The organism is Streptomyces cahuitamycinicus, assembly GCF_002891435.1.
Taxonomy (GTDB): Bacteria; Actinomycetota; Actinomycetes; order Streptomycetales; family Streptomycetaceae; genus Streptomyces; species Streptomyces cahuitamycinicus.
This window is the reverse complement of sequence record NZ_POUC01000040.1, coordinates 1-13298: the sequence shown is the minus strand read 5'-3', so window position 1 is coordinate 13298 and position 13298 is coordinate 1. Positions and strand designations below refer to the sequence as shown.

9 protein-coding genes are annotated in these 13298 nt (G+C 71.2%); 3 read left to right on the top strand and 6 right to left on the bottom strand.

Translation table 11 applies throughout. From position 1 onward, the window contains the following. Positions 1 to 62 precede the first annotated feature (62 nt). Positions 63 to 1823: a TIGR03767 family metallophosphoesterase gene (locus C1J00_RS08325; RefSeq protein ID WP_102908385.1), complete on the bottom strand. Its 1761-nt coding sequence runs from the start codon at positions 1821 to 1823 to the stop codon at positions 63 to 65. Between the two features lie 285 nt (positions 1824 to 2108). After that, positions 2109 to 2567 carry an NUDIX hydrolase gene (locus tag C1J00_RS08320; RefSeq protein ID WP_245936259.1) on the bottom strand — a complete coding sequence of 153 codons (459 nt, stop codon included), beginning with the start codon at positions 2565 to 2567 and terminating at the stop codon, positions 2109 to 2111. A gap of 223 nt (positions 2568 to 2790) precedes the next feature. Here C1J00_RS08320 and C1J00_RS08315 point away from each other — a divergent pair, with 223 nt between their 5' ends. After that, positions 2791 to 6099: a S8 family serine peptidase gene (locus C1J00_RS08315; RefSeq protein WP_102908383.1), complete on the top strand. Its 3309-nt coding sequence runs from the start codon at positions 2791 to 2793 to the stop codon at positions 6097 to 6099. Positions 6100 to 6196: 97 nt separating this feature from the next. Here C1J00_RS08315 and C1J00_RS08310 read toward each other — a convergent pair whose 3' ends face one another. Further along, positions 6197 to 6985 carry a hypothetical protein gene (locus C1J00_RS08310; protein WP_245936258.1) on the bottom strand — a complete coding sequence of 263 codons (789 nt, stop codon included), beginning with the start codon at positions 6983 to 6985 and terminating at the stop codon, positions 6197 to 6199. Position 6986: 1 nt separating this feature from the next. Then, positions 6987 to 7481, bottom strand: a complete 495-nt coding sequence (locus C1J00_RS08305; RefSeq protein WP_102908404.1) for an RNA polymerase sigma factor — start codon at positions 7479 to 7481, stop codon at positions 6987 to 6989. 522 nt (positions 7482 to 8003) lie between these two features. On the opposite strand from C1J00_RS08305, the gene C1J00_RS08295 reads away from it, so the two are divergent. Next, the gene (locus tag C1J00_RS08295; protein WP_102908382.1) at positions 8004 to 9020 is read left to right on the top strand and encodes an aspartate-semialdehyde dehydrogenase; all 1017 of its coding nucleotides are present in this window, start codon (positions 8004 to 8006) and stop codon (positions 9018 to 9020) included. Here C1J00_RS08295 and C1J00_RS08290 read toward each other — a convergent pair. Then, a complete protein-coding gene (locus tag C1J00_RS08290; RefSeq protein ID WP_102908403.1) occupies positions 9017 to 9517 on the bottom strand; it encodes a DUF1203 domain-containing protein in 501 nt (166 codons plus the stop codon). The genes C1J00_RS08295 and C1J00_RS08290 overlap by 4 nt on opposite strands. Before the next feature lie 270 nt (positions 9518 to 9787). On the opposite strand from C1J00_RS08290, the gene pepN reads away from it, so the two are divergent. Next, complete coding sequence (gene pepN, locus C1J00_RS08285) at positions 9788 to 12367, top strand: aminopeptidase N (RefSeq protein WP_102908381.1); 2580 nt, start codon at positions 9788 to 9790, stop codon at positions 12365 to 12367. A gap of 101 nt (positions 12368 to 12468) precedes the next feature. On the opposite strand, the gene C1J00_RS08280 is transcribed toward pepN, so the two are convergent. Next, positions 12469 to 13298: EamA family transporter (locus C1J00_RS08280; protein WP_102908380.1), on the bottom strand; the 830-nt coding region annotated here is incomplete at its 5' end.

The window sequence follows — 13298 nt, the reverse complement described above, 5'->3', positions numbered from 1 at the left end:
CGGGGGGAGGGACCGGGGCCGCCCGGCCCGGGTTGACCGTGTCCGGGCCGGTTGAGCGGGATTCAGCCCTTCTTGAGCACCAGCTCGGTGTTGCGGTCCTCCGGGGCGCCGCCGAGGGTGGTGCGTGCGCCGGGCGCGTTGAGGGACAGTTCGCGGTAGAGGGCCGCGAGGCCGGTCTGGGAGAGGTCGGAGAAGTCCGTGCGGTGCGGGGCGGAGGACTCGACGAGGGTGGTGAAGAGGGAGATCGTGCCGTCCTTGTTGTCGGTCAGCTCGATGACCCGGGCCAGCTGCGGGAAGTCGACGTGGGAGGCCGTGGAGATCTCCCAGAAGGAGCCGCCGCTCGCCAGGGCGTGCGGGGTGATGACGTTCTTGTGGATGTGCCCGTTCACCCACGCGAGCACCCTGGGGTGGCCGCCGAGCAGGGCGAGGACCTCCTGGCCGTCGTGACGGCGCTCGGCGGGGCGGGCCGGGTCGCTGCGCAGGTTCGTCATCGTCTTGCTGGTGTGGTGGCTGAAGATCACCGCGTAGGAGTCCTTGTTGTCCCGCAGCGTCTTGTCGAGCCACTTCAGCTGGGCCGTGCCGATGGACCCCTCGTAGTGGCCGCCGGAGTCGGTGGTGTCCAGGCTGATGCCGATGACGTCGTCGGAGATGCGGAAGGCGTAGTACTGGGTGCCCGCGTCCAGGTTCGCGGAGGAGTAGCCGTGGCCGGCCGGGCCGACGCCGCGGTGGGCCGGGTCCAGGTGTGCCCGGAGGTACTCGGCCGGAGTGAAGGGCGCGCGCCTCTCGTCAGGAGTGACCGACCGCATGCCGCGGGCGTGGGACGTGAGGAAGTCGTGGTAGCGGACACCCTCGGGGTCGCGGGCCTTCTTGATCTGCGCCTGGAGCCGTTGCGCCTCGGCCGCGGAGACGTCCATCAGCTTCCTGCCGCCGACGGCGAGTTCGGTGAGGTACGAGTCGCCGTGCGAGGCGTAGCAGCCCATCGGCAGCGAGTCGTGGTTGCCGACCGTCGAGTACCAGGGCAGGTTGAGGCCGGGGCTGCGCACCTCGCGGATCGCGGCCTTCAGGAAGCCGTCGAGGTGGGGGAAGCCCGCCTGCTTGTCGCTGTCGCGGACCGGGGCGTCCGGCTGCCAGTACTGCTTGAGGCCGCTGTTCTGGACACCCTCGTACCGGCGCGGGTCCCCGCTGTTGGGCGTGATGCGCCCGCCGCTCATGATCTTCAAGAACCAGTCCAGCTCGGACTTGGCGTTGTTGTCCGTGTTGTCGCCGGTGGTCATGGCGAAGTGAAGCGGGGAGCCGGTGACGGGGGCACCGCGCAGCGCGTTGATCCGCTCCACCAGGGCGATGGCGCCCTGCACGGTCAGCGCCTCGTGCGGCCGCCAGGCGTGGATGTCGGCCGAGCGCAGGTACTCCAGACGCAGCGGGTGCTGGGCGTCGATGATGTGCAGGTCGGTGAGCTGTACGAACGCGGCGAGCGGGGTGCGGCGGCCGGCCCGGCCGGGCTTGGGCGCGGCCAGGTCGGAGCGGACGACCCGCTGCCACCCGGGCCCGTCGTTCAGACGGCGGTAGCCGGAGCTGCCGCGCGGGGCGGCCACGGACGCCACGGTGGTGCCCTTGGTGTAGGGGGCGAGTGGTGCGGCCGGTGCCTGCCGCGAGGAGGCGGCGACGCCCTCGGTGGCCTGCTGAGTGCCCGTGGCGGCCTGGCTGTCGCTGGGCCGCAGGGCGTAGCCGACGCCCCCGGCCAGGGCGACCGCGCCGGTGGCGGCGAGGACGGAACGACGGTGGATGCCCCGGCCGGAGCCGGTGACTGAGCGTGTGCGCGACATGCGCTTCTCTCCCCGAGTGCGAACGCGTCGGCAGTGGTCGCGGGGCGTTCACGGCGTGAACACCCCGCTTCTACTCGATCGTTGGCACCGGGAATGACCTGCGCGTGAACGAGGCGGCAACGCGCAGCGCCGATCACCGTACGTGGATCTTGGACTACCCTGCGCGTCGTCGCCTGCTCCGGATACGGCCCGGAGCCGGTCACACGGCGTTCATCTTCCGGGGTAGTGCGCCTACTCGGGGGCGTCGGCCGGCCGTCCGGTGACCGGGCGTTCGGGGCAGGACACCTACTCGGGGACGTCGGCCAGCCGTCCGGTGACCGGGCGTTCGCGCCACATCCGCAGGGCGATGTCGACCATCGGCACCCGGACGAGAGCGGGGACCGCGGCCAGGTCCTGCCAGGCCGCGAGGTCGGTGGAACCGTTCACCTCGTTGCGGAGCTCGCCGCCGATGATCCGGCACTCGTAGACGAACCGGACGCCGTGGTTTTCGACGGCGCGTCCGAGGCCGTCGCGGAAGACGCGGGTGGAGGAGTTCACGCCGAGCAGTCCGGTCACCTCGATGCGGTACCCGGTCTCCTCCTCCACCTCCCGTCGCACGGTGTCGTAGGGGTCCTCGCCGTGCTCCATGCCGCCGCCCGGCACGACCCACTCGGGCGTGCCGTCCTGGGCGGTCGAGCGGGCGAGCAGGATCTGTCCGTCCCGGACGCATATGGCGTAGGCCGCCACCCTCAACTTCTGTCGCACTTGGGGACGTTAACCGATTTCTTCGTCACCTTCAGGACTGATGTTCACAAATCGCATCGCGGGTTTTCCCCATATCTCCACTTGGTTTCGTCAATCCTCCCCAAAGAACTCCCCCTTGCGTAAAGCTGTGCGATCGTCCGGGCTTGCCGTTCGGACCGTCTGCGACCAGGACCGATCGGCCCTGGTCGCTTCCCGCTCGTTCCTTTACCTACAAGGGATGCCGATGACCCCTCCCACCCCGCGCGATCAGATATCGGGTCCGAGACGTGTGGCACGCATCGCCGTGGCCGCCGGTCTCGTCGCCGCGCTCTCCGCGGCCGGGCCGATCCCGATGGCCTTCTCCGCCGACGGCCCGGGCGCGGACGCGCCGGTCGAGCCGAGCGTCAAGTCCGCGCACGCCAAGCTCGGTTCGACCGACGCGGACCTGCTCGCGGAGGCCAAGGCCGACGGCGACAAGACCGTCACGATGATGATCGCCACCGCGCCCGGGAAGACCGAGCAGGTCGCCGGGCAGCTGGACGCGGTCAAGGGCGGCTCGGTCGGCCGGGCCGACGACAAGCTCGGTTACGTCCGGGCCACCGTCCCGACGGCCAAGGCCGACTCGGCGATCGCCGCCGCCGCCAAGCTGTCCTCCGTGCACGGCATCGACCTGCGCGAGGAGATCCCGCTGGACGACCCGACGCCGAGCGCGGACACCGCCAAGGGCGCCAAGGCGAAGGGCACGTACCCGGCGCCGGGGAAGAAGACCCCGGCGGAGAACCCGTACAACCCGTCCTTCGAGACGGGAGCGGTCGACTTCGTCGAGGACCACCCGAAGGCGGACGGCCGCGGCGTCACCATCGGCATCCTGGACTCCGGCGTGGACCTCGGCCACCCGGCGCTGCAGAAGACGACGACCGGTGAGCGGAAGATCGTCGACTGGGTGACGGCGACCGACCCGATCATCGACAACGACAACACCTGGCGCCCGATGGTCTCGGCCGTGTCCGGCCCGGCCTTCAGCTACCAGGGCCAGTCGTGGAAGGCACCGGCGGGCTCCTACAGCGTCAGCCTCTTCAAGGAGTCGTACACCACCGGCGGTGACGCGGCGGGCGACGCCAACCGGGACGGCGACACCACCGACGTCTGGGGCGTGCTCTACGACGCGGCGGCCGGCACGGTCCGGGTCGACCTGAACAACAACAACGACTTCGCCGACGACGCACCGATGAAGCCGTACAAGGACGGCCACCAGGTCGGGTACTTCGGCACCGACAACCCGGCCACCGACGTCGCCGAGCGGCAGCCGTTCGTCGTGGAGATCCGCAAGGACGTCCCGATGGACCCGCTGGGCGGCACCTGGGTCGGCAAGAAGTCCGACTTCGTCAACATCGGCGTCATCGAGTCCGAGCACGGCACGCACGTCGCCGGCATCACCGCCGCCAACGGCCTGTTCGGCGGGAAGATGGACGGTGCCGCCCCGGGCGCCAAGCTGGTCTCCTCGCGAGCCTGCACCTGGTCCGGCGGCTGCACCAACGTGGCGCTCACCGAGGGCATGATCGACCTCGTCACCAAGCGCGGTGTCGACATCGTCAACATGTCCATCGGCGGCCTGCCGGCGCTGAACGACGGCAACAACGCGCGCGCCGAGCTGTACACGCGGCTCATCGACACCTACGGCGTCCAGCTGGTGATCTCCGCGGGCAACTCCGGCCCCGGCGCCAACACCATCGGCGACCCGTCCCTGGCCGAGAAGGTCATCTCGGTCGGCGCGTCCGTCTCCAAGGACACCTGGGCCGCCAACTACGGCTCGGTCGTGAAGAAGAAGTACGCGATGATGCCGTTCTCCTCGCGCGGCCCGCGTGAGGACGGCGGCTTCACGCCGACCCTGGTCGCCCCGGGCGCGGCGATCAACACCATCCAGACCTGGATGCCGGGCCAGCCGGTCGCCGAGGCGGGCTACTCCCTGCCGGCCGGCTACGGCATGCTCCAGGGCACCTCGATGGCCTCCCCGCAGGCCGCCGGTGCCTCGGCGCTGCTGATCTCGGCCGCCAAGCAGAAGAAGATCGACCTCACGCCGGCGACCCTGCGCACGGCCCTCACCTCCACCGCCGACCACATCAAGGGTGTGCAGGCGTACGAGGAGGGCGTGGGCCTCATTAACATCCCCGACGCCTGGGACGCCATCCGCGACGACGCGACCTCGCACGCGTACACGGTCAAGGCGCCGGTCGACACCGCGATCGACCAGTTCCTGAAGACCCCGGGCTTCGGCACGGGCCTCTACGACCGTGAGGGCGGCCTGAAGGCCGGCCAGAAGAAGACGTACGAGATCACCATCACCCGTACGTCCGGCGCCGACAAGGCGATCCGGCACGAGCTGCACTTCGAGAACAACACGGGCGGCACGTTCCGCGTCGTCGGCTCCGACGAGGTGAAGCTGCCGCTGAACAAGCCGGTGACCGTCAAGGTCCAGGCCGCGCCGAAGTCCGCGGGCATCAAGAGCGCGATCCTGGAGGTCGACGACCCGAAGACCGAGGGCATCGACCACCAGGTCCTCAGCACGGTCGTGGTCTCCACGCCGCTGAAGTTCACGACCTCGGTGAAGGGCTCGGTGCAGCGCAACAGCTCGCACCACTACTTCGTCACCGTCCCCGAGGGCGCGAAGACCCTCGAGGTCGCGATGAGCGGGCTGAAGGACAAGAGCCAGACCCGGTTCATCTCCATCCACCCGTACGGCGTCCCGTCCGACCCGACGTCGACGATCAACTGCTACCCGAACTACTCCAACCCGGCCAACACCTGCCGCCCCGACCTGCGTTCGTACACGGACCCGCAGCCGGGCGTGTGGGAGATCGAGGTCGAGTCGCGCCGTACGTCGCCGCTGCTCGACAACCCGTACAAGCTGGATGTCGCCGTCCTCGGCGCGGCCTTCGACCCGGAGACCGTGACCGTGCCCGAGGCGAAGGTGGGCGCCCCGGCCGCCGCCTCCTGGAAGGTGACCAACGGCTTCGCCGCGCTCGACGGCAAGCTGGTGGGCGGCCCGCTGGGCTCCGCCAAGGCGAACCGCCCCTCGATCAAGCAGGGCGAGACGCAGACCACGACGGTGGAGGTGCCCGCGGGCGCCAAATCGCTGGACGTCGCCATCGGCGGTGTCTCGGACAACGCCGCTGACCTGGACCTCGCCGTGTACGACGCGTCGGGCACGCAGGTCGGCAGCTCCGCCGACGGTGACTCGGAGGAGTCGGTCTCCATCCCCTCTCCGGCCGCCGGGAAGTACTCGGTCGAGGTCGTCGGCTACTCGGTGCCGTCCGGCACCACGGAGTACGACTACCAGGACGTGTTCTTCTCCCCCTCCCTCGGCAGCGTCAGCGTCGAGGGGTCGGCACCGGTGAAGCTCGGCACGGGCGACTCCGCGACGGTCTCGGGCAGCGTCACCGCCGCGGCGGCCGCTCCCGAGGGGCGTGAGTTCTTCGGCCAGGTCCAGCTGGTCAACGCGCGCGGCACGGTCGCGGGCCTGGGCAGCGTGAAGATCGAGAAGGTTCTGCCGTAGTCATATCGCGGCGCTGGGGGCGGGCGTCCGTTGGGGCGCCCGCCCCTTGCCGTTCCTGCGGGCACGTTTCCACGGGCACGTTTCTACCGGCGCATTTCTACGGGCACGGGAGGGTGCGCGAGGCGGGCAGCGCGTCGGTGATCCACGCCCGTTCGCGGGCGATCTCCTGCTCCCCCGTCGCCCACGCGTCCGGATGGGCCTGGTCGCCGGAGACGCCGACGAGCATGTGGTCACCGGCCCGGAGCGAGGGCTCGGCGCCGGTCTCCAGGGGGAAGGTGATCCGCGCCCGGCCCTCGTCGGGCTTGTAGTAGCGCGTCACGTCCAGGGTGATCCGGTCCTGGCCGGCACCGGGAACGGTCTCGACCTTTGCGACGGTCCCCTCGACGACGATCCGGGCGCAGGCAAGATACCCGGCGTTGCCGAGCTTGGCGTCCCCGCCGGCGTGCTCCCGCCCGGCGGAACCGTCGGCTGCGGACGACGCGCCCTGGTCGCCCTTGGCGCTCATGCCGCCGCTCTGGACGACAAGCCAGCCCATGCCGATCACGACACTCGCGCCTACGGCGGCGACGAGGCTTTTCAGGGCCACGTCCAGGGGCTTGCGACGGCCGCGGCGCGCGGACAGCGGGGTCACGGAGGCGCCGCCCCCTGCCCCCGGTCCGGGCTCGGGGTCCTGGTCAGGGACCGGTTCGGAAACCGGTTCGGGCCCGGCGAGTGCCTGCCCGATGAGGCCCAGCTGCTCGCGCAGCAACGCCATATCGGCGGTCGCGGACCGGTACTCGGTCATGAAGGCGTCGTCCGCGAGGGCATCGTCCGGTGGCGTCTCGCCGGTGATCACCGCCATCAGCGCGGCCTCGCTGTGCCCGTCCTTGTCGTGCTCGGCGGTCACGTCACACCACCTCGTCCTCGTGCAGGCGGGCGCGAAGGGCCCGTACCGCCGTGTGCAGCCGGCTCTTGACCGTGCCCTCCGGGACGCCGAGCTGCTCGGCGATGGACCGGACCGGCAGGTCGGCGTAGAAGCGCAGGACGACGACCTGCCGCTGGGCGTCGGGCAGCTCGTCCAGGCCCTGGGCGACGGCGACGGACAGCACGCTGCTCTCCTCGCCGGAGGGATGCGCCGGCTGGCGCAGGGCGGCCAGCCGCTCCCCCAGCCGTTCCTGGCGGCGCTTGGCCCGGTGCCAGTCCATGGCCAGGTTGGAGGCGACGACCGCCGCCCACGCCGAGACGTCCCGCGGCGCCTCCCGGCCGCTCGCGGCCCGCTCCAGCAGCCGCAGGCGGACCTGCTGCACCCCGTCCGGCAGGTCCGCCTGCGGCACGCCGCCGAGCGCGAGCACCGCCCGCACCCGGCGCTCCTGCGCCGCGTCCAGCGGATCGGCCTCGCTCATCGGACCGGCCACGGTCGGCGGATCAGCCGCGGTCGACGGACCGGGACCGGCCCCGCTCGACGCCTTGGCCCCGCTCAGCGGATCAGCCACGCCCCGCGGATCAGCCGCACCTCGCGGATCGTCGCCGGTCGCGGCGTGCGCCTCCCTGGCGCGCCGGGCCCTACCGCGCAGCAGCACAAGCCACCCCCCTCGCCGTGTTTCCCCTACGACGCCGGCACGGCCCGGAACGTTCGGCCGTTTCCCCGGAAAGTGCCGACCGGGCGGCAGAGGCATACATCACACTTCCGTGTGGCCGGGACCGGCATGGGCAGGTGAGCTTGCGGCGCACGACCCCTGCCGGACGAATTCCTCCAGCTCAGCGGGGTCGACACCGCAGGTCCGCAACCATGGGGCGGGACACGCCGTCCCACTCTCCGGGCAGACCAGGGAAAGAAGTGGACAGGCGGGCCGTGGTCGGCCGCATGATGGAAAAGCCTCGGCCAAGCAACGAGTACGTGAAGAGACGCAGGAGAGGGAGTCACCGTGAGGGTCGGAATCGTCGGAGCCACCGGACAGGTGGGCACGGTCATGCGCAGGATCCTCAAGGAACGGAACTTCCCGGTCACGGAGCTGCGTCTGTTCGCCTCGGCCCGTTCGGCGGGCTCTGAGCTGGACGGCGTGACGGTGGAGGACGCGGCGACCGCGGACTACACCGGCCTGGACATCGTGCTGTTCTCCGCGGGCGGTGCCACGTCCAAGGCGCTGGCCGAGAAGGTCGCCTCCCAGGGCCCGGTGGTGATCGACAACTCCTCCGCGTGGCGCAAGCACCCGGAGGTTCCCCTGGTCGTCTCCGAGGTCAACCCGCACGCGATCAAGGACCGCCCCAAGGGCATCATCGCCAACCCGAACTGCACGACCATGGCCGCGATGCCGGTGCTGCGCCCGCTGCACGACGAGGCGGGCCTTGAGGCCCTGGTCGTCGCCACGTACCAGGCGGTCTCCGGTTCCGGCCTCGCGGGCGTGGCCGAGCTGCACGGCCAGACGCAGAAGGTCGTCGCCGAGGCCGAGAAGCTCACCCACGACGGTGAGGCGGTCGACTTCCCCGAGCCGGGCGTCTACAAGCGCCCCATCGCCTTCAACGTGCTGCCGCTCGCGGGCAACATCGTCGACGACGGCCTGAACGAGACCGACGAGGAGCAGAAGCTCCGCAACGAGTCCCGCAAGATCCTGGAGATCTCCGGGCTGAAGGTCTCGGGCACCTGCGTGCGCGTCCCGGTCTTCTCCGGCCACTCCCTCCAGATCAACGCCCGCTTCGCCCGCCCGATCTCCCCGGAGCGCGCGACGGAGCTCCTGAAGGACGCCCCCGGTGTCGAGCTCTCCGACATCCCCACGCCCCTCCAGGCCGCCGGCAAGGACGCGTCCTACGTCGGGCGCATCCGCCGTGACGAGACGGTGGACAACGGCCTGGCCCTGTTCGTCTCCAACGACAACCTCCGCAAGGGCGCGGCGCTGAACGCCGTGCAGATCGCGGAGCTGGTGGCGGCGGAGCTGAAGGGCTAGCCCCGGCCTCCCTCGTAGTCCCGGCGCACCTCGTAGAGGAAGCAGCCGTACTCGACGGCCCGGACGTGGACCAGCGCCACGGCCGGGTCGTCGAACGCTTCGATGAGGGCCTTCCCGAAGGCGTCCGGTTCCTCGACCAGCCGCCCGCCCAGGATGTGGCCTTGCGCGCAGTAGCGGCGGACCGTGCGGTGGGCGTTGGTGAAGGGGAGGCCGGCTCCCGCCGGGCCCTCGCACGGCTCCGCGTGGATGAAGACAGGGCCCACCTCGTCATAGGCGCCCGGTGTCGCGTCCGTCTCCGCGGCCCAGCGGCGCAGGGGGGCGTAGGAGACCAGGGCGATCCGTTCCCCGGGCCCGCCGCGGCGCAGGCAGCAGCGGAGCGGGGCGCCGCCCTCGGCGTCGGTGAACGGGACCGTGGGGTGACCCGCGTCGTCCGTCGTGCGCAGTTCCTCCAGGGCGCGCGGAGCGATGGGGCGTGCGGTGTACATGGTCGTCGTCATGCTCATCAGGTTCGTTCGCGCGCGGCCGTGGCACCGGCGGGATCCGGACGTCGCGTTCCGTCCGCCGTGCCCGGTCCGGAGGTGAGCACCCCCGCAAAAAGGGGCTGATTCCTCAGGTCGTCGCCGGGTGCGCGGGGCCCCTGCCGCGCCGTCCCATGGCCCCGGGACACACCCGCCGAGGGGTATCCCTAGGAGACGCCCGGGGCGTCGCCTGACGGCGATCCGCCGTGGAAAGATGGCGCAACCCACCCATAACGAGGAGATGACCGCGTGCCTGGCACAAACCTGACCCGCGAAGAGGCGCAGCAGCGGGCGCAGCTGCTCGCCGTTGAGTCGTACGGGATCGAGCTCGATCTCTCCGGCGCGCAGGAGGGCGGCACCTACCGGTCGGTGACCACGGTGCGCTTCGACGTGACGGCGGAGAACGGCGCGGAGTCGTTCATCGACCTGGTGGCGCCGGCCGTGCACGAGGTGACCCTGAACGGGGATTCCCTCGACCCGGCCGAGGTCTTCGCGGACTCCCGGATCGCCCTGCCCGGCCTGCTTCACGGGCGCAACATCCTCCGGGTCGTCGCCGACTGCGCGTACACCAACACCGGTGAGGGGCTGCACCGGTTCGTCGACCCGGTCGACGACCAGGCTTATCTCTACACACAGTTCGAGGTGCCGGACGCCCGCCGGGTGTTCGCGAGCTTCGAGCAGCCGGACCTCAAGGCGACCTTCCAGTTCACCGTGAAGGCGCCCGAGGGCTGGACGGTCATCTCCAACTCGCCGACGCCCGAACCGCAGGACAACGTCTGGGAGTTCGAGCCGACGCCGCGCATCTCGACGTACATCACGGCGCTGATCGTCGGCCCGTACCACTCGGTGCACAGCGTGTACGAGCGGGACGGCCGGTCGGTCCCGCTCGGCATCTACTGCCGTCCCTCGCTCGCCGAGTACCTCGACTCGGACGCGATCTTCGAGGTGACCCGGCAGGGCTTCGAGTGGTTCCAGGAGAAGTTCGACTACGCGTACCCGTTCAAGAAGTACGACCAGTTGTTCGTGCCGGAGTTCAACGCGGGCGCGATGGAGAACGCGGGCGCGGTGACCATCCGTGACCAGTACGTGTTCCGGTCGAAGGTGACGGACGCGGCGTACGAGGTGCGCGCGGAGACCATCCTGCACGAGCTGGCCCACATGTGGTTCGGCGACCTCGTGACGATGGAGTGGTGGAACGACCTGTGGCTGAACGAGTCGTTCGCCACGTACACCTCCATCGCCTGCCAGGCGGCGCACCCCGAGTCGCGCTGGCCGCACTCCTGGACCACGTTCGCCAATTCCATGAAGACGTGGGCGTACCGGCAGGACCAGCTGCCGTCGACGCACCCGATCATGGCCGAGATCAACGACCTGGACGACGTGCTCGTCAACTTCGACGGCATCACGTACGCGAAGGGCGCTTCCGTGCTGAAGCAGCTCGTCGCGTACGTCGGCGAGGACGAGTTCTTCAGCGGTGTGCAGGCGTACTTCAAGGCGCACGCGTACGGCAACACGCGCCTGTCCGATCTGCTGGGCGCCCTGGAGACGACGTCCGGCCGTGATCTGAAGGCCTGGTCGAAGGCGTGGCTGGAGACGGCGGGCATCAACGTCCTGCGTCCCGAGATCGAGACGGACGGGAACGGTGTCGTCACCTCCTTCTCGATCCGCCAGGAGGCCCCGGCCCTGCCCGCCGGCGCCAAGGGCGAGCCGACTCTGCGCCCGCACCGGATCGCCGTCGGCCTGTACGAGCTGGACGACGACAGCGGCAAGCTGGTCCGCGACGAGCGCATCGAGCTGGACGTGGACGGCGAGCTGACGGCCGTCCCGCAGCTGGTGGGCAGGCGTCGCCCGGCCGTGATCCTGCTCAACGACGACGACCTGTCGTACGCGAAGGTCCGTCTGGACGAGCAGTCCCTGGCCTTCGTCACGGAGCACCTGGGCGACTTCGAGTCCTCCCTGCCGCGCGCCCTGTGCTGGGCGTCGGCCTGGGACATGACCCGCGACGCCCAGCTCGCGGCCCGCGACTACCTGTCCCTGGTGCTGTCCGGCATCGGCAAGGAGTCGGACATCGGTGTCGTGCAGTCGCTGCAGCGCCAGGTGAAGCTGGCGATCGACCTGTACGCCGACCCGGCCGCCCGCGAGGCGCTGCTGGCCCGCTGGACCGACGCGACGCTGGCGCACCTGCGGGCGGCGGCGCCGGGCAGTGACCACCAGCTGGCGTGGGCGCGCGCGTTCGCGGCGACGGCCCGCACGCCCGAGCAGCTGGATGTGCTGGACGCGCTGCTGGACGGCTCGCAGACCATCGAGGGCCTGGTCGTCGACACGGAGCTGCGGTGGTCGTTCGTGCAGCGGCTCGCGGCGGTCGGCCGGTTCGACGAGGCGGAGATCGCGGGCGAGTACGACCGTGACCGCACGGCCGCCGGTGAGCGCCACGCGGCCACGGCCCGGGCGGCCCGTCCGACGGAGGAGGCCAAGGCGGAGGCGTGGGCGTCGGTCGTCGACTCCGACAAACTGCCGAACGCCGTGCAGGAGGCGGTCATCGGGGGCTTCGTCCAGACCGACCAGCGCGAGGTGCTCGCCCCGTACGCGGACCGGTACTTCGAGGTGGTCAAGGACATCTGGGAGTCCCGTTCCCACGAGATGGCCCAGCAGATCGCCGTCGGCCTCTACCCGACGGTCCAGGTCTCCCAGGAGACCCTGGACAAGACGGACGCCTGGCTGGCCTCGGCCGAGCCGAACGCGGCCCTGCGCCGGCTGGTCTCGGAGTCCCGCGCGGGCGTGGAGCGCGCCCTGCGGGCGCAGCGGGCGGACGCGGCGGCCGGGGAGTAACCGCCACACGAGCGGTTGGGGCGCCCGGCTCGTGCCGGGCGCCCCTTCGTCTGCCCTCGACCCACCCGAGACCGGTCCCGGCCGGCCCCACTCGCCCGGGCCTACCGCCGGGCGGACGAGCCGATCGACACCGCCGCGGCGTTCCTCCCCGCCGGGCCGGGGGTTCGCGACGGCCGGGTGACGAACTGCCCCGCCACCGTCGCGCCGAACGCCAGGCCCATGCCGGCCAGTTGCACCGGCGTCAGCGTCTGCCCGAGTGCCGCCCAGCCGACGACGGCCGCGGTCAGGGGGGAGAGCGGGCCGAGGAAGGTGACCTGGGTGGCGGTCATGCGGCCGATGCCACGGAACCACAGCCAGTACGCGAGGGCCGTGTTCGCGACGGCGAGGTAGAGGTAGCCGCCGACCGCCGGGCCGTCGAGTGCCGGGGGCGCACCTTCCACCAGGAAGGCGAGCGGTGCGATCAGCAGGCCTCCCGCGGTCAGCTGCCAGCCGGTGAGGGCCAGCGGTCCGACGCCCTCGGGGCGGCCCCAGCGCTGGGTGAGCACGGTGCCGGTCGACATCGACGCCGTGGAGGCGACGGCCGCCAGCACACCGAGCGTGTCCAGGGACCCGGCCGCCTTCAGCACGACGAGGCTGACGCCGAACGCGGCCACGGCCCCGGTCACCAGCGTGCGCGCCGACGGCCGCTGCCCGAGCAGCAGTACGGAGAGGCCGGCCACGAACAGCGGCCCGGCCGAGCCGACGACCGCCGCCAGACCGCCGGGCAGCCGGTAGGCGGAGAGGAACAGCAGTGGGAAGAAGGCGCCGATGTTCAGCGCGCCGAGCACCGCCGCCTTCCACCACCAGGCACCGCGCGGCAGCACCCGGGCGAGGGCGAGCAGCAGCAGCCCGGCGGGCAGGGCGCGCACCAGGGCGGTGAACAGGGGGCGGT

Excerpts from the sequence above, each read along its gene's own strand:
- C1J00_RS08325 (WP_102908385.1), bottom strand. The coding sequence starts at position 1,823 with ATGTCGCGCACACGCTCAGTCACCGGCTCCGGCCGGGGCATCCACCGT.
- C1J00_RS08315 (WP_102908383.1), top strand. The coding sequence starts at position 2,791 with ATGACCCCTCCCACCCCGCGCGATCAGATATCGGGTCCGAGACGTGTG.
- C1J00_RS08305 (WP_102908404.1), bottom strand. The coding sequence starts at position 7,481 with ATGAGCGAGGCCGATCCGCTGGACGCGGCGCAGGAGCGCCGGGTGCGG.
- C1J00_RS08290 (WP_102908403.1), bottom strand. The coding sequence starts at position 9,517 with ATGACGACGACCATGTACACCGCACGCCCCATCGCTCCGCGCGCCCTG.